At 54.6% G+C, this 16,276-nt stretch carries 15 protein-coding genes and 10 tRNA genes; 1 reads left to right on the plus strand and 24 read right to left on the minus strand.

Annotated elements, in window-relative coordinates; genetic code table 11:
* Window positions 1–126: 126 nt before the first annotated feature.
* The 18 genes from KNP86_RS13805 to acpS all read right to left on the minus strand — a co-directional run bounded on the left by KNP86_RS13805 (window position 127) and on the right by acpS (window position 7,348).
* Window positions 127–203, minus strand: a tRNA-Ile gene (locus KNP86_RS13805).
* Between the two features lie 10 nt (window positions 204–213).
* Window positions 214–290: transfer RNA gene (locus KNP86_RS13810), tRNA-Arg, on the minus strand.
* A gap of 4 nt (window positions 291–294) precedes the next feature.
* A tRNA-Leu gene (locus KNP86_RS13815) sits at window positions 295–382 on the minus strand.
* A gap of 31 nt (window positions 383–413) precedes the next feature.
* Window positions 414–489 (minus strand) — tRNA-Lys (locus tag KNP86_RS13820).
* A gap of 9 nt (window positions 490–498) precedes the next feature.
* Window positions 499–570: transfer RNA gene (locus KNP86_RS13825), tRNA-Gln, on the minus strand.
* A gap of 7 nt (window positions 571–577) precedes the next feature.
* Window positions 578–653 (minus strand) — tRNA-Asp (locus tag KNP86_RS13830).
* Between the two features lie 23 nt (window positions 654–676).
* A tRNA-Val gene (locus tag KNP86_RS13835) sits at window positions 677–752 on the minus strand.
* Window positions 753–758: 6 nt separating this feature from the next.
* Window positions 759–833: transfer RNA gene (locus KNP86_RS13840), tRNA-Glu, on the minus strand.
* Window positions 834–859: 26 nt separating this feature from the next.
* Window positions 860–951: transfer RNA gene (locus KNP86_RS13845), tRNA-Ser, on the minus strand.
* 9 nt (window positions 952–960) lie between these two features.
* Window positions 961–1,035, minus strand: a tRNA-Asn gene (locus KNP86_RS13850).
* Between the two features lie 209 nt (window positions 1,036–1,244).
* The gene (locus tag KNP86_RS13855; RefSeq protein ID WP_214755009.1) at window positions 1,245–3,371 is read right to left on the minus strand and encodes a Tex family protein; all 2,127 of its coding nucleotides are present in this window, start codon (window positions 3,369–3,371) and stop codon (window positions 1,245–1,247) included.
* 75 nt (window positions 3,372–3,446) lie between these two features.
* Window positions 3,447–4,247, minus strand: a complete 801-nt coding sequence (gene sigB, locus KNP86_RS13860; RefSeq protein WP_021068185.1) for an RNA polymerase sigma factor SigB — start codon at window positions 4,245–4,247, stop codon at window positions 3,447–3,449.
* The gene (gene rsbW, locus KNP86_RS13865) at window positions 4,213–4,689 is read right to left on the minus strand and encodes an anti-sigma B factor RsbW (protein ID WP_021068184.1); all 477 of its coding nucleotides are present in this window, start codon (window positions 4,687–4,689) and stop codon (window positions 4,213–4,215) included. Before rsbW ends, sigB begins: the two co-directional genes overlap by 35 nt.
* On the minus strand, window positions 4,686–5,012 hold the full coding sequence (locus tag KNP86_RS13870; protein ID WP_128123185.1) for an STAS domain-containing protein: 327 nt from the start codon (window positions 5,010–5,012) through the stop codon (window positions 4,686–4,688). Before KNP86_RS13870 ends, rsbW begins: the two co-directional genes overlap by 4 nt.
* Before the next feature lie 140 nt (window positions 5,013–5,152).
* A complete protein-coding gene (locus KNP86_RS13875) occupies window positions 5,153–5,503 on the minus strand; it encodes a type II toxin-antitoxin system PemK/MazF family toxin (RefSeq protein WP_029596222.1) in 351 nt (116 codons plus the stop codon).
* Window positions 5,504–5,508: 5 nt separating this feature from the next.
* A complete protein-coding gene (locus KNP86_RS13880; protein WP_021068181.1) occupies window positions 5,509–5,787 on the minus strand; it encodes a hypothetical protein in 279 nt (92 codons plus the stop codon).
* 129 nt (window positions 5,788–5,916) lie between these two features.
* Window positions 5,917–6,993, minus strand: a complete 1,077-nt coding sequence (gene alr / locus KNP86_RS13885; protein WP_214754983.1) for an alanine racemase — start codon at window positions 6,991–6,993, stop codon at window positions 5,917–5,919.
* A complete protein-coding gene (gene acpS / locus KNP86_RS13890; protein ID WP_034780870.1) occupies window positions 6,971–7,348 on the minus strand; it encodes a holo-ACP synthase in 378 nt (125 codons plus the stop codon). The genes alr and acpS overlap by 23 nt, the downstream gene beginning before the upstream one ends.
* Window positions 7,349–7,411: 63 nt before the next feature.
* Here acpS and KNP86_RS13895 point away from each other — a divergent pair, with 63 nt between their 5' ends.
* The gene (locus KNP86_RS13895) at window positions 7,412–8,137 is read left to right on the plus strand and encodes a rhomboid family intramembrane serine protease (protein ID WP_034780868.1); all 726 of its coding nucleotides are present in this window, start codon (window positions 7,412–7,414) and stop codon (window positions 8,135–8,137) included.
* Between the two features lie 47 nt (window positions 8,138–8,184).
* Here KNP86_RS13895 and argF read toward each other — a convergent pair whose 3' ends face one another.
* From argF to argJ, 6 genes are read right to left on the minus strand one after another with little or no spacing between them, the layout of a single operon-like run.
* On the minus strand, window positions 8,185–9,111 hold the full coding sequence (gene argF, locus KNP86_RS13900; protein WP_214754985.1) for an ornithine carbamoyltransferase: 927 nt from the start codon (window positions 9,109–9,111) through the stop codon (window positions 8,185–8,187).
* Window positions 9,108–12,128: a carbamoyl-phosphate synthase (glutamine-hydrolyzing) large subunit gene (carB, locus tag KNP86_RS13905; protein ID WP_214754987.1), complete on the minus strand. Its 3,021-nt coding sequence runs from the start codon at window positions 12,126–12,128 to the stop codon at window positions 9,108–9,110. Before carB ends, argF begins: the two co-directional genes overlap by 4 nt.
* Window positions 12,121–13,170, minus strand: coding sequence for a carbamoyl phosphate synthase small subunit (locus tag KNP86_RS13910; RefSeq protein ID WP_214754989.1), 1,050 nt, complete (start codon window positions 13,168–13,170; stop codon window positions 12,121–12,123). Before KNP86_RS13910 ends, carB begins: the two co-directional genes overlap by 8 nt.
* The gene (locus tag KNP86_RS13915; RefSeq protein WP_034780865.1) at window positions 13,167–14,312 is read right to left on the minus strand and encodes an aspartate aminotransferase family protein; all 1,146 of its coding nucleotides are present in this window, start codon (window positions 14,310–14,312) and stop codon (window positions 13,167–13,169) included. Before KNP86_RS13915 ends, KNP86_RS13910 begins: the two co-directional genes overlap by 4 nt.
* Window positions 14,272–15,051 carry an acetylglutamate kinase gene (argB, locus tag KNP86_RS13920; protein WP_214754991.1) on the minus strand — a complete coding sequence of 260 codons (780 nt, stop codon included), beginning with the start codon at window positions 15,049–15,051 and terminating at the stop codon, window positions 14,272–14,274. The genes KNP86_RS13915 and argB overlap by 41 nt, the downstream gene beginning before the upstream one ends.
* Entirely contained in the window at window positions 15,048–16,265 is a 1,218-nt protein-coding gene (argJ, locus tag KNP86_RS13925) for a bifunctional glutamate N-acetyltransferase/amino-acid acetyltransferase ArgJ (protein ID WP_214754993.1), read from the minus strand. Before argJ ends, argB begins: the two co-directional genes overlap by 4 nt.
* Window positions 16,266–16,276 lie beyond the last annotated feature (11 nt).

Consider the following 16,276-nt stretch of genomic DNA (forward strand, 5'->3'; position numbering starts at 1 on the left):
GAGCCAGGATCAAACTCTCCAAAGAATTTGATATAGCTCTTTAAAAATGACGAAGCTTGCGCTTCATTCAAAAATTGTAAAACTTTTTTGCCTCATCGTTCAGTTTTCAAAGTTCGTCAGTTAAAATGGTGGGCCTAAGTGGACTCGAACCACCGACCTCACGCTTATCAGGCGTGCGCTCTAACCGGCTGAGCTATAGGCCCATAATAAAAATGGTGCACCCTGAGAGATTCGAACTCCCGGCCTTTAGATTCGTAGTCTAACGCTCTATCCAGCTGAGCTAAGGGTGCATATTGGTGCGGTCGAGAGGACTTGAACCTCCACGGTGTTAACCACCACTAGGCCCTCAACCTAGCGCGTCTACCGATTCCGCCACGACCGCAGCGTATTAAGGTGTTACGAGGGATAAAAAATGGTGAGTCATGCAGGGCTCGAACCTGCGACCCTCTGATTAAAAGTCAGATGCTCTACCAACTGAGCTAATGACTCAAATATAAGCTGGGCCGGAAGGGATCGAACCTTCGCATGTCGGAATCAAAATCCGATGCCTTACCACTTGGCTACGGCCCAACGTAAATGGCGGTCTTGACGGGATTTGAACCCGCGATCTCCTGCGTGACAGGCAGGCATGTTAACCCCTACACCACAAGACCGTTATACGTGCTTAAATTTGAAATGGTGGAGGATGACGGGATCGAACCGCCGACCCCCTGCTTGTAAGGCAGGTGCTCTCCCAGCTGAGCTAATCCTCCGTATGATGGTGACCCGTACGGGATTCGAACCCGTGTTACCGCCGTGAAAGGGCGGTGTCTTAACCGCTTGACCAACGGGCCAGATGTATGTGTTTTCTAAAAATAAGTGGCGGAGACGGAGGGATTCGAACCCTCGCACCGGTTTCCCAGCCTACTCCCTTAGCAGGGGAGCCCCTTATAGCCTCTTGGGTACGTCTCCAAAATAAAATGGCTCCGCAAGTAGGATTTGAACCTACGACCTACCGGTTAACAGCCGGTTGCTCTACCACTGAGCTATTGCGGAACGTTGCTTGAATTTATCGAAGTAACGATTTAAATTGTAACCGCAAACCAGAAACCTGTCAATCACTTTTTTAGAAAAGCTTTAATATTCCATGTCGTCTCTCGGCGACTTCTATAAGATAGCACGGGCAGAAAAGACCGTCAACACTTTTTTATAAAAAAACCCGAGCAAAATGAAAAACATTTTGCCCGGTACTAGTTCCTTCTTATTTAACGCTTCGGCTCCAACATCGTGAGACTGATTCGCCCACGATTGGCGTCCACTTGTTCGATCCATACGGTGACGATATCACCGACTGCGACGACATCAAGCGGATGCTTGACGTAGCGATTCGACAATTTCGAAATATGGACGAGTCCATCTTGCTTCACCCCGATATCAACGAACGCCCCAAAGTCGATGACGTTTCGCACCGTTCCTTGGAACTCCATACCGACCTGGAGATCTTCCAAGTTCATAACGTCTGTCCGAAGTAACGGCTTCTGAATGTCTTCGCGTGGATCACGTCCTGGTTTCGCGAGCGACTTCAAGATATCTTCAACCGTCGGCAATCCGGCATCTAGCTTCTCACTCAGCACTTTGGCGTCAACCGTCTTCAATCGATCTCGCAGTTCAGCCGTACCGACCGCTTGCTTCGAAACACCGAGTTCCTTCAATAGAGAGAGCGTCAACTTATAGCTCTCCGGATGAATCTCCGTTTGATCGAGCACATCGCTTCCGTTCGTGATCCGTAAAAAACCGGCTGCTTGTTCATACGCCTTCGCTCCAAGACGAGGCACTTTCTTGATTTCTTTCCGCGTATCAAAGCGCCCGAACTCATCCCGATACGCGACAATATTTTTAGCCGTCGTCTTGTTCAATCCAGATACATATGTGAGCAGCGATTCCGAGGCTCGGTTCACATCCACACCGACCATGTTGACGACACTCTCGACGACAAACTCGAGCGACCCCTTCAGCTTGTTTTGACTGACGTCGTGTTGATACTGTCCAACCCCCACCGATTGCGGGTCGACTTTAACGAGTTCGGCCATCGCGTCTTGGATACGTCGGGCGATCGAGACAGCCGAGCGTTCTTCTACTTTCAATTCCGGGAACTCAGACCGTGCAATCTCTGACGCCGAATAGACACTCGCCCCCGCCTCATTGACGATGGCGTAAGCAATCTCGCGTTCAGCTTTCTTCAGCCAGCTCGATACGAATTGCTCCGTTTCACGGGATGCGGTCCCATTCCCGATGACGATGACCGAAATCGGATAACGTTTCACGAGCGACGATAGCACTTTTTCCGATCCCGCGACATCGTGTTTCGGTGCCGTCGGATAGAAGACACCGACTTCTTCGACTTTCCCGATCTCATTGACGACGGCCCATTTACAACCTGTGCGATAGGCCGGGTCAATCCCTAGGACGATGACCTCACGAAGCGGCGGTTGCATGTAGAGTTGCTTCAAGTTTTTCGAGAACACGTCGATCGCCTGTTCTTCGGCCGTCTCGGTCAATTCGCTACGAATCTCACGTTCGATGGCCGGAAATACCGACTTCTTGAACGCGTCCTTCACGGCGAGCGTGACGAGTTCGCGTTTCTCTGTCGGCAAACGGTCAAACTTGCCGAGCGCTTGTCGCATGAAGCCGGCTTCGTCGAAGACAACCTTCACTTGCAACACGTCCGTGCGCTCTCCCCGGTTCAAAGCGAGAATCCGGTGCGGGACGATTCCTGCGATTTTTTCTTCATATTCATAATACTGGGCGAACACTTCTTTCTCGTCTTCCGCTTGTTTTTTCTTCTGCGAACGAAGGAGCGCCTCTTTCCGGACTCGTGTTCGAAGTGATTGTCGAAGCGTCGCCACTTCGCCCCACTCCTCCCCAATGATTGATTGGACGAACGGAAGTGCTTCTTCAAGCGAAAGATCACCCGCTAACGACTGCGCTTCTTTCAGCGAATAGGGTGTCGGTTGACGATACCAGTCAGCGAGGGCTTGTAGTCCTTTCTCCCGCCCTTGTTCGGCTTTCGTCCGTCGCTTCGGACGATAAGGGAGATAAATGTCATCGACTTGTTGCAGGCTCGTCGCCGCTTCAAGCGCCCGTGTCAATTCCGGCGTCGCCTTCTCGAGTTCTTCAAGTTTGGCGAGGACGTCCGTCTTACGCTTGTGCAAACTCTCTTCATATTGTAAGGCGTCGAGAATCGCTTTGATTTCGACTTCATCGAGATTACCGGTCATTTCTTTACGGTACCGGGCCATGAACGGAATCGTCGCTCCGTCCGCGGCAAGTTGTTGCACCGTCTCGACTTGACTCGTCTTCAACTTCAACTCTTTTGCGACTTTCGTAATCAATCGAATCACTTCCTTTTCTCTTCTCTCTAGAAGTGTAGCAAACTCACGCCTAGACGACAAAAAAACGATGACCATTTAGTCATCGTTTGAGAATACTTCGTTGAGCGGGACTTTGATGGCCTCACGTAACTTCTCAAGCGCGCGTCGCTGCAAGCGCGATACGTGCATCTGCGAAATCCCGAGGAGTTCACCCGTCTCTTTTTGGCTCATGTTTTTATAATAAGCACATTCTAAAATCGCCTGTTCCCGTTCGTTCAGCACACTGAACGCTTTTTCAAGGATGAGGCGCTGGTCGACCGATTCGTAGCCACGTTCTTGGCTTCCGACAAGGTCGAGGAGCGTGACGGTCGAACCTTCGTTGTCCGCTTCGATTGAGCTGTCGACGGAAAGGGCTTGGTAGCTCTTGCCCATCTCGAGCGTCTCGAGAATCTCTTCATCGGAAACGCCGAGGTGATCGGCAATCTCATCGATGCGCGGTGAACGTTGCAACTCGGTCGTCAATTCCTCGACCGTCTTCTTGATTTTCGGTCCAAGCTCTTTAATCCGGCGCGGAACGTGGACGCTCCACGTCTTGTCACGGATGAAACGCTTGATTTCACCGATAATCGTCGGAACGGCAAACGATTCGAAACTGCGTCCGAACTCAGGGTCGAAACGACGAAGGGCAGCGAGAAGTCCGATCATCCCGACTTGAACGAGGTCATCGTGGATAGCCCGGCCGCGTGAAAACTTTCGTGCAAGTGCCTCAACGAGGTCCGAGTATCGGTTAATGAGGAGCATCTGGACTTCTTCATTTTGATCGTCCTGTTGATAACGCTCAATCCACTCTAATACTTCATCATCACTGTGATGGCGTTGTTGAGATTTTGCTGGCACTCTGATCCACCTCGTCCCTGTTAAGGAGTTTCGTCATCGTCACCTTGACACCATTGTCCTTGTTGATCGAGACGTCATCCATTAAGGCTTCAATGAGGAAAAGACCGAGTCCTCCTTCGTGAAGCGATTCAATTTCAGCCGTCTCTTCGACTGGCGCCGCTTGGCGTTTCACGTCGTCGGCAAACGTTTTGCCCGAGTCCTCGATCGTCATCTCGAGACGATCTTGATGGACGCCACACGTGAGTTTCACTTCACCCTCTTGATCTTCATAGGCATGTTGAACGGCATTGCCACAGGCTTCCGAGACCGCGATTTTAATATCTTCGATCTCGTCGTACGTATATCCCATACGGTTAGCGATTCCTGAGACGACTAAACGGACCACACCGACATACTCCGGTTTGGCCGGGAACGTCATCACCGTCTGTTCGATGTTACTCATTGCGTGCCACCTCTTACGTTTGTATTGATCGAAAGCAACTTGTGCAGTCCTGTCAATTCAAAGAGACGATTGACGCGGTCAGTGACGCCGACGAGCGACAACTCTTTCTCATTACGTTTGGCTATTTTAAGGGCACCGACAAATACGCCGAGACCAGTTGAATCCATATAGTCCACTTCATCCAAATGAACGGTGACGTCTTGGTCCGTGATTGCCGGGTGCAAGACTTCCTTCAATTTTGGTGCGGTATATGTATCCACTTCTCCGGATACGTAAAGGTGTAATTGTTCTCCAATGACTTGCTCGCGAATCGCTAAATCCATCGTATATTCCCTCCTAATGTGCGTACAGAAAAATTGAGTACGATTAAACTAAATTCCCGTTTTACAGAATTCTAAACTATTTTTCAAAGGTTTTTTTGAAAAAAAACCGATACCCATGTATCGGTTTCTTTATATGTAAGCTAGAGAGGGATTAATCCCAGACTAATCTCTAGCGCTCGGTCAACTTTGTGCATCGTCTCATCATCAAGATGAGTGACTTTATCCGTCAGACGACGCTTATCAATCGTTCGAATCTGTTCAAGTAAAATCACGGAATCTCGTTCGAGACCATGTTTGACTTGATATACCTCTACATGAGTCGGCAGTTTTGCTTTCTGGATCTGAGCCGTAATCGCAGCGACAATGACGGTCGGGCTAAAGCGATTGCCGATATCGTTTTGAATGACGAGAACCGGACGAACTCCACCTTGCTCTGAACCGACTACGGGCGACAGATTCGCATAAAACACGTCACCACGCTTTACGATCACTCCGCTCACACCCCGCTTACTTGACGTAAGAGAGCATGTTCGGCTTCCGTCTCAATCATCAGCATCTCTTCTGCCATATTCAAATTAAACGCGGCCATCTCTTGATAGCCTCTCGCCAATTCTTCGCGCAGTGTTTGTTGTCGATCAGCAATTTCTTTGGACAAGTACGTCACTACATCGTTCAATGACAATGATTCACGGTCTTTCATCGAAATCGGACCCACATGTTGCGAGAACCGATCTGGAACGGACGCTAAAGCACCCGCAGTTCGCTGTTTCAACATCTTACACCTCCAGAATCGTTTCAATGACTGGCGGAAATATTCCCGCGTTCTTTACCAATATAACACGCGAGTTTGGGAAAATATAGAGAATTCCCGAAAGAATTCAGATAATTTCACACGTTTTCCGCTTTACACATAACGTCGCGGGAGGCGATTCGTTAATTGACAGACGACCTCATAGTTGATTGTCTCGAGATGCGTGGCCAGTTCGTCAATCGCGACTGGTCCGCCGATGAGCGTGACCACAGTTCCGACCGGCAGCTCTTTAGGAAGCCTCACCATGAAGCGATCCATGCAGACACGACCGATAATGGGACAGCGCTCTCCATTGACGTCTACTTCGAAGCCGCTCGCTTTACGAATCCAGCCGTCGGCATATCCTACCGGCACGGTACCGATCCACTCGTCCCCTGCCGTCGTGTATGTCGCCCCGTAGCTGATCGTCTGTCCAGCTTCGAGTTGCTTCACTTGCATGAGCTTGCTCTTCAACGTGAAGGCCGGTCGTAAAAATGAATAGAAGGAAGCCATCTCAGCTGACGGGTAGAGCCCATAAATCGCAATTCCGACCCGCACCACGTTGTACGGCACGTCTTGTCCAGCCATGCGGATCGCCCCGGCCGAGTTTGACGTATGAATGTAGCGGAATCGCGAGTGGAGTCCATCTATCAACTGACCAAATCGCTCCTGCTGCTCATAGTAAAGCTCACTGTCCGGCTCATCCGCTGTCGCAAAGTGCGTATAAATCCCTTCGACGATAAAACGGTCATCTGCCGCATCTAAAAGGGCATCAAGTTCGGCGCGGGTCCGCAAACCGAGGCGCCCCATCCCGGTGTCGACTTTCACATGAACGGTGAGTGGACGGTCAGATAGACGTGTGCGCGCCTCACGCAACCAGTCGGCCGAAAAGACGGACAACGTCACACCGTGTTCGGCTGCGACGCCCGCATATTCTGGGAACTGGGCCTCCATGACGAGAATCGGCGCTTTAATCCCGGCCTCTCGGAGCTCGATGGCTTCCTCGAGCAAAGCCACACCGAGCATCGTCGCTCCGTTATCAAGCGCAATCTTTGCCACTTCGACGGCACCATGCCCGTAAGCGTTCGCTTTGACGACGGCCATGAGCGCTTGCGGGATCCGTTTTTTAATTTCGATTACGTTATGTTTGATCGCCGCCCGATCGATTTCAATCCAACTTGGACGAAACATCGTGATCCCCCTCTTCAATGATGACTTGTGCCACGGCATATTGCTCGCTGTGGCTGATACTCATATGAATCCGGCCTGAGTACGGCGCCGTCATATGCGGCCGTCCGGTCTCATCCGGTAAAATTTCGATTTGTTGCCACGACAGGCCCCGGGCAATGCCGGTCCCGACCGCTTTGGCATACGCTTCTTTCGCCGCAAATCGTCCAGCGACGAATTCGATGCGCCGTTGTTCTGGATAGGCGTCCGCAAGCGCCCGCTCGGCTGTGGTCAACAGACGTGCGACGAAACGGTCATTTTTGAGCGAGCGAGCAATCCGCTCGAGCTCGACGATATCGATTCCGATCCCCACAATCACAGGACACTCGCTCCTTTCCTTTTTCACTCGTTTCCTTATACAATTAAGGAAAGAGGTGATGCTATGTTTAGTCGTACTGAGAATGTTCAAACGTTCGTCCGGGCGTATCCGCTCGTAACGCTGTTCATTGTAATCCAACTGCTCGTGTTTGTCATCGATTCTTTGGTCCCCGACCTCCGGATTGTCGCACTCGGCGGGTCATTCCATCTCGCACTCGCCCAAGGGGAATGGTACCGTCTCTTGACGGCCAACTTCATCCATTTAGGGCTCGGTCATTTGCTGTTCAACTCGTTCGCTTTGATTATCTTCGGACCTGCCATGGAACGCATGGTCGGTCACATCAAGTTCGCCGTGTTCTATATCGTGGCCGGTGTGCTTGCCAACTTGCTCACGTTCTTCACGGTGAGTGAACTGTTCTACCTGCAAGCCGGTGCTTCAGGTGCGATTTTAGCGATTCTCGGCTTTTATGTGTACATCGGTCGGTTCCGCCGGACGCTCATCTACAGCCAGGACGCTCGACTCGTCTATATCTTCGTCGCCATCAGCGCCGTGTTCACGCTCATCGGCGCGAACGTATCACTTTGGGGACATGTGTATGGTTTCCTGGCCGGGTTCTTGCTCGCGATCCCGCTCTCCCGGTTCGCGGTGCCGTATTCGCGCCCGCTCCGTTACGGGAAGTACAAGCCACGCAAGTATTCCCCGCCCATCATTCATACGGGTGAAGGCAAATGGATTTTCTACGTGATCGTCGGATTGGCCGTGTTCGGCCTGTTCGCCCGCTTTTTATGACAGTAAAAAGAGAGGATTCGCCCGAGCGGCGAATCCTCTCTTTTCGTTTAGCCGAGCAAGGTGAGCATGAGCGCCTTTTGCGCGTGCAATCGATTCTCGGCTTGATCGAACACGACCGATTGCGGACCGTCGATGACGTCGGCCGTCACTTCTTCGCCGCGATGGGCCGGGAGACAGTGCAGGAAAATCGCATCTGACTTCGCTTGCTGCATGAGCGAAGCATCGACTTGGAACGTCGCAAACTGCGTCAACCGTTCCGCCGCTTCCGCTTCTTGCCCCATGCTCGCGAACACATCCGTGTAAATGACGTCCGCACCCGCTGCCGCAGCGACCGGGTCTTGCCACAACGTAACGCTGCCTCCAGTAGTCGCCGCGAGTTCGTTCGCCCGTTCGAAAATCTCGGTCTCGACCGTATATGCTTCCGGCGAGGCGATGCGGATGTGCATCCCGCTGAGCGCGCCCCCGATCATGAGCGAGTGGGCCATATTGTTCCCGTCGCCGATGTACGTCAACGTCTTACCTGTTCTCGTGCCGAACACTTCCTCGACCGTCAACAAGTCGGCGAGTACTTGGCATGGGTGATGGGAATCGGTCAATCCGTTGATGATTGGAATCGAACCTGCCGAAGCGAGCGTCTCGACCGTCGCGTGGGCATACGTCCGAATCATGAGCGCATCGACATAACGGCTCATGACTTGAATCGTATCCGTCAGCGGTTCCCCACGCCCGATTTGTAAATCACTGCTGCTCAAGAACAGCGGATAACCGCCGAGTTCGACGACACCGACCTCGAACGACATCCGGGTCCGAGTCGAGGCCTTCTCGAACAAGAGCGCCACTTTCTTGCCGGCGAGCGCCGTCTGGAACGCTTCCGGCTGTCGTTTCACTTCGGCCGCGAGTCCAAGCAAGTCGTCGAGTGCGGACGGAGTCAGTTCCTCGAGTGTCAGTAGATGATTGATTGTTTTCGTCGTCATAATGGTAGTCCCTCTCCTGTCTGCATCGTTTGAAGTGAACGGACCGGCATCGGTTCCGCTTGCATCGCTTGTTGATAGTACTCGGCAAGATGTGTCTCCGAGATGACGTGGACGCCGTTGCGGACGGCCGTCTCACGTGCCGCTTGTTCTTCTGGTGCGTTTGAGAATAAGACCGACACGTTTTGGAACTCGGTCGTCTCATCGAGCGCTTGATCACTATATGACGACCAGCCTTGGCCGGCTACGGTCTCAGTCCGATTCATGACGCGCGTCGTCGTCGCATCGTAACAGAACCGTTCGGACACGTAAGGGGTCATGCTGAATTGAAGCGTTTCCCCGGTCGAACGCATGACGGGTCCGGTGAGCGGGTCGACGCCCGGCAATTTCAAACTCGAGAACACCGGTGTCTTGATGGCATAGCCGCTCCATACCGGACGTGCCTCTGGGACGACGGTTGCCAACTCATGGCCGAACGCCGCGAGCGTCGCCCATTCGATGAGTGGTTCCCCGGTCACTTTACTGACGATCGGGACCGTCCGAGATGCACGCGGATTGATTTCGAGCACGTAGATGACGTCGCCCTTCAAAACGAATTGGATATTGAGCGCACCCTTATATGCGAGCGCTTGACCAATCGTTTGAACGATGGCTTCAATCTCGGCTTGTTGCGCGCGTGACGTTTTGACCGGCGGCAGAATCATCGTCGAATCGCCCGAATGGACACCGGCTGCCTCAATCTGTTCGAGCAAGGCCGGAATGTAGACGGTCTTCCCGTCAGTGACACAGTCGACTTCGAGTTCACGTCCATCGACATACGCATCGACGAGGAGCGGATAGGTCAAGTGTGATTCGACTTGGTGCAAATCCGCCGCGGTCCGGATGATATACATGCCTTTTCCACCGATGACGTAGGAAGGACGGACGACACATGGATAGCCGAGACGATCGATCGCGGACGTCAAATCGTCAACCGATCCGACCTCTTCGCCAGGGATGTGGGCCACCCCGATCTCGTCGAGGAATTGATAGAACCGATCCCGGTCCTCCATTTGATCGATGACGTCTGCCGTCGCCCCGAGCAAGTGATAGCCTTTGGCTTCTAGTGCATGGGCGAGTGAAATGCCGGTCTGCCCGCCGAACTGGATGAGGACGTCCTGACAGCCTTCTGCCTCCAATACGTGCACAACATCTTCAATCGTCAACGGTTCGACGTACAGTTTGTCAGCGACCGTGAAATCGGTCGACACCGTCTCCGGGTTATTGTTGATCATGATCGTCTCGACCCCGAGTTTTTGAAGCGCCCAGACGGCATGCACCGAACTATAATCGAACTCGATGCCTTGCCCGATGCGAATCGGTCCAGACCCGATGATGGCGACTTTCGGACGCTCGCTCGGTACGACTTCAGACGTCCCGTGCCACGACCCGTAAAAGTACGGTGTGCGGCTCTCGAACTCGGCGGCACACGTATCAATCATCTGATAGACCGGATGGATGTCGTGTTCGAGCCGCATCGCTGCGACTGCGTCCGCCGTGACGTTCATCTGCTGCGCAATCTGGGCGTCGGTGAAACCGAACCGTTTCGCCTGCAACATGTTCGCTTTCGTGGACAGGTCCAGATGGATTGTCGACACGAGTCGATTGAACGTCATCATGAAGTGCGGGGCGATACCCGTCAGCGCTTCAAGCTGTGACGCCGTGGCGATTCCCCGATCGAGTAGTGCGAGGCACGCCAGGAGACGACGATCAGTCGGAGCCGAAATTTCAGCGTATAGCGCGTCAGGATCAGCTGTCGCCATCCAACTCGGATAGAGCGGACTCTGCTCGACACCGGCACCACGCCACGCTTTCTGTAGCGCTTCCTCAAGTGTTTTGCCCATCGCCATGCTCTCCCCGGTCGCTTTCATCTGCGGTCCGAGCGTCCGGTCCGTCCCATTGAACAAATCGAACGGGAACGTCGGCACTTTCGCCGTCACATAATCGAGGGCCGGTTCGAAGCTCGCCATCGTCCCGTTCGTGACGGGATTGATGCAATCGTCGAGTCGTTCCCCGAGGGCAAGACGGGTGGCGATCTTCGCGATCGGATACCCGGTCGCTTTCGAGGCGAGCGCCGAGCTACGCGACACGCGCGGGTTCACTTCAATCACGTAATAGGCGTCTTCCGTCGGATGGACGGCGAACTGGATGTTACACCCGCCGACGACACCGAGGGCCGAGACGATTCGGAACGCGGCGCTCCGTAACGTCTGATGCATGACATCCGATAACGTCTGGGCCGGGGCGAACACAACCGAATCGCCCGTATGGACGCCGACCGGGTCGATGTTTTCCATATTGCAGACGATGATGCACGTCCCGTTGGCGTCACGCATGACTTCGTATTCAAACTCTTTATAGCCGGCAATGCTCTGCTCAATCAAACACTGCGAGATTGGACTCGCCTCAAGACCACGTTTCGCGAGCGTGTAGGCGGCATCAATCGTCTCCGCAATCCCGCCGCCGGTGCCGCCGAGCGTGAACGCCGGACGGACGATGAGCGGGACGCCTGTCTCGGCGATAAAGCGATCAAGTCCATCGATCGATTCAATCGTCGTGCTGACTGGGAGCGGTTCCCCGAGCTCGTTCATCTTCTGTTTGAACCGTTCGCGGTCCTCCCCGTCGCGAATCGTCTCGAGTGACGTCCCAAGGAGGGCGATACCGTATCGTTCGAGCACGCCGGCCTCGTCCAAGGCGAGCGCCAAGTTGAGGGCGGTCTGCCCGCCGACCGTGGCGAGCAAGTGGGTCGGACGTTCTGTCTCGATAATCAATTCGGCCTTCTCTAACGTCATCGCCTCGATGTACGTGTGGTCGGCCAAACCGGGATCGGTCATGATCGTGGCCGGGTTCGAGTTAAAGAGTACGACCTCACAACCTGCTTCCCGGAGCGCTTGGCACGCCTGTGTGCCCGAATAGTCAAACTCGGCCGCCTGTCCGATGATAATCGGACCCGAGCCGATGACGAGTACTTTTTTATGCATAGACGTTCACCCCTTGTTGAATCATTTCGTCGAAGCGATCAAAGATGGCTTGTGCTTCCTTCGGTCCCGGACTGGCCTCTGGATGGAACTGAGCCGTTAGAATCGGGGCCGTCCGGTGCAACGTCCCTTCGACCGACAAATCGTTCACGTTCTCAAATAGCAGTTCGAGCGGCGTCGCTTCCAAACTGTCCCGTGTGACGACGTACCCATGATTTTGCGACGTCATCCACACTTCACCCGTCTGGACGTTCCGGACCGGATGATTGGATCCGCGGTGTCCGTAAGCCTGTTTTTCAATCTCACACCCGAAGGCGAGCGCGAGCAGTTGATGGCCCATACAAATGCCGAGTGTCGGATACGACAGTGCCACGTCACGCACATTGTCGAGGTAGTCGACCAAATCACGTGGGTCTCCCGGACCGTTCGACACGAGAATCCCGGTCGGTGCGAGCGCGTGGACTTGGGCGGCCGTCGTATCGAACGGAACGACCGTTACCGCGTACCCTCGCTCCACCATCGCTTGAACCATCGACGCCTTCACGCCGAAATCAAGACAGACGATGTGTCCGTTCGCCCCGTCGCCGTGACGCACATGACTTGGCGTCGAAACGGTCTCCGTAATCTGATGTAGGTCCCCATCGAACGACACATCTGATTCAGACGTCATCACACCCCACTGATCGCCGTGTTCACGGAGCGCATGGACGAGCGAGCGCGTGTCGACGTCAGACAGTACCGGCACACCGGACTGCTCCAGCCAATCCTTCAAGTCGGTCGCCGCCCCGTTTCCGGCTAACGTCTGGACGAGCACGCCCGCCACTTGAATGTCCGCACTTTCCGATGCTGCGTCGGTCAACCCATATTGCCCGATGAGCGGATATGTGAACGCGACGATTTGACCGGCGTACGACGGATCGGTCAACACTTCTTGATAACCGGTCATCCCTGTGAAGAAGACGACCTCTCCTTTCGCCAAGCACGCACTCGTCTCCCACGTCCCGTTGAACTGTTCACCGCTTTGTAACGTCACTGTCCCCGTCATGACACCATCTCCTTTGTAATCACCTGTCCAATGATTGCGAGCGCCTCATCCACTTCGGCTTCCGTAAGCAGCAAAGACGGTAAGACGCGAATCACGTCCGGACCTGCCGCAACGACCAGGAGGCCCGCGTCTCGCAACTGTTCGATCCATGGCGCGACCGGTTGCGTCGCGACGAGCCCGAGCATCAAGCCGAGTCCACGGACCTCGATGAACGTCTCTCCGTCGACAAATTGTTCCAAGCCCGCTCGTAATCGTGCCCCCATCGCATTGACGTGGGCGAGTGCGTCCGCCTCGAACAAAATGTCGAGCGTCGCTTCCGCCGCTGCCATCGCGAGCGGATTGCCGCCGAACGTCGAACCGTGACTGCCAGCCGTGAAGACGTGCTCCGCACCTGCTGCTGTCAAAATCGCTCCGACAGGGAAACCGCTGCCGAGCCCTTTCGCGAGCGTGACGACGTCCGGTTTAAGCGGTGTCTGTTCGAACGCGAAGCGGGTACCTGTGCGGGCAATCCCGGTCTGCACCTCATCGACGACGATTTTGACCCCGTGCTCCGTCGCTTTCGCTTGAAGCGCTTCGAGCCATACCGAGTCAGCGACGACGACCCCGCCCTCGCCTTGGACGATTTCAAGCCAGACCGCAGCCGTATCGGCATCGATCATGTCGAGTGCGTCCATGTCGTTGAACGGTGCGTGTACAAAATCAGCCACCATCGGGCCGAATCCGGCTTTGACCTTGTCTTGCCCCGTGGCCCCAAGCATGGCGAACGAGCGACCGTGGAACGATTTCGTGAACGTCACGATTTTCGTCTTGTTCGTCCATTTCCGAATCAATTTGAACGCCCCTTCGTTCGCCTCGGTCCCACTGTTACAGAAGAACGCATGCGTCAAATGAGTCCCGGAGACGAGCATCTCGGCGACGCGAGTTTGTCCGCTGATGTTGTAAAGGTTCGACGTGTGCCACACTTTTTGAAGCTGCGCCTCTAGCATTTGGCTTACGTGTGGATGACGATGGCCCGTGCCGCAGACGGCGATACCCATGACGAAATCGAGGTACCGTTTCCCCGTGGTGTCGGTCACATACGATCCGTTCGCCTGCTCAATCTCAATATGTCGTTGTCCGTAGGTCGGTAGTAGTGAATGCATGGTGCACCTCCTGTAGTGTTGTCCCGGGATGAACCGGGTCCTTGCCGTCACGGATGACGGCGATATCAATCCCTCCTGTTAGAGCAGCCAACAGCGCCTCGGTTTTCGGGATCATCCCCCCATAGATATCCCCTGTGGCGATGGCCGTCTGGATGTCCTCACGTGTCAGCGTTTGACGGAACGTCCCATCAATCCGGATACCTGGTACGTCGGTGATCATTTCGAAGCAGTCGGCCTGCAGAGCGACCGCGACTGCGATCGCACAATCGTCCCCATTACAGTTCAACGTGCCTTCCGTACCGTGTAATAATGATGTCACGACGGGCACGTAGCGACCCCCGAGCAATAGCTCGAACAAGTCTGTCTCGACCCGGTCGACTTCGCCGACCTCCCCGAGTTCCACCAACTGCTTTCCTGTCAGCGTCTGTCCGTCCACACCCGAGAGACCGACCGCTTGAATATGATGACGTCCGAGGGCAGCGACGATTTCGGTCTGCATCTCCCCCGCGAGCACACGCTCGGCACCGGTCAACACGTCCGCTGTCGTGACACGACGTCCGTCTTGAAACACCGGTTCGATTTGTTGGTGCTCGCAATAAGCGGACAACGCAGGTCCACCCCCATGAACGATCACAAGTTCATGCCCCGCCTCGAGCCACGCCTGCCATTCTTTGAAATAGTCCGGATGAAGCGTGTCCCAAACGCTTCCGCCGAGTTTGACGATTTTCCGTTGTTTCATGTCCGATAACTCGCGTTGATTTTGACGTAGTCGTAAGTCAAATCGCAGCCATACGCCTGACCTTGTCCGGTGCCGTCTTGCAACCGGATCTGGATCGGCACGATGTCTTGGCCCATCTCTTCTGTCGCGAGCGTTTCATCGAACCAGACCGGCGAACTTTCCAAAAGTACGTGCTGTGACCCGATGCGGATGTCGACGTGGTTCACGTCAATCGGTTGCTCTGATGCACCGATGGCGGCGATGATGCGTCCCCAGTTCGCATCTTGTCCATAGACGGCCGTCTTCACGAGCGACGAGCCGACGACTTGTTTCGCAATCATCCGAGCCGCTGCGTCCGTTTTCGCCCCGACAACCTCGACCTCAATCAATTTCGTCGCCCCTTCTCCGTCCCGGGCAATCGCTTTGGCGAGATTCGTGCATACGTCCGTCAACGCTTGAAGGAAGCGGTCATAGGCCGGTGTCCCTTCGATGATTTCATCCATCTCGGTCAGTCCGCTCGCCAAAGCGAGCACCATATCGTTCGTCGAGCTGTCCCCGTCGACGGTGATACTGTTAAACGAGGCGTCCACGCTCTGTTTCAGCGCCCGTTGCAAGACGTCGGGTGCGATGACGGCATCGGTCGTAATGAAGCCAAGCATCGTCGCCATGTTCGGATGAATCATCCCCGAGCCTTTGGCCACGCCCGCAATCGTCACGGCGGCATCGCCTTCGGTGTACTCGATGCCCGTGCATTTCGTTCCCGTATCGGTCGTCAAAATCGCTTCCGCGAACGACTCCGCCCCCGTCTCCTCATGGATCGGTTCAAGCAAATCGATCCCGGTCAAGAGCGTCTCCATCGGCAACAGTTGACCGATGACACCTGTCGAGGCGATCGCTACTTCTTCCGGCTTGACCCCGATATGTTCGGCCGCCTTATCGCGCATCGTATACGCGTCCTCGAGCCCTTGCGGACCGGTGCAGGCGTTGGCGTTCCCGCTGTTGATCAAGACGGCACGAATCTTTCCGTTCGACGCTTGTAGCGTCTCTTTTGTCACTTGAATCGGGGCCGCTTGAAACTGGTTCGTCGTATAGACCGCGGCGGCACTGGCCAACTGTTCGCAGACGAGCAGAGCCAAATCCTTACGCTTCCGCTTCAGTCCGACGTGAACTCCGCACGCTTGAAACCCTTTCGGCGTGACGACGTGGACGACAGGGCTGATTGCTGTTTCAATCATTCGTTTCTACC

Origin of the sequence: Exiguobacterium sp. s16 (assembly GCF_018618115.1) — a bacterium.
In the GTDB taxonomy this organism is placed as follows: domain Bacteria; phylum Bacillota; class Bacilli; order Exiguobacteriales; family Exiguobacteriaceae; genus Exiguobacterium; species Exiguobacterium mexicanum_A.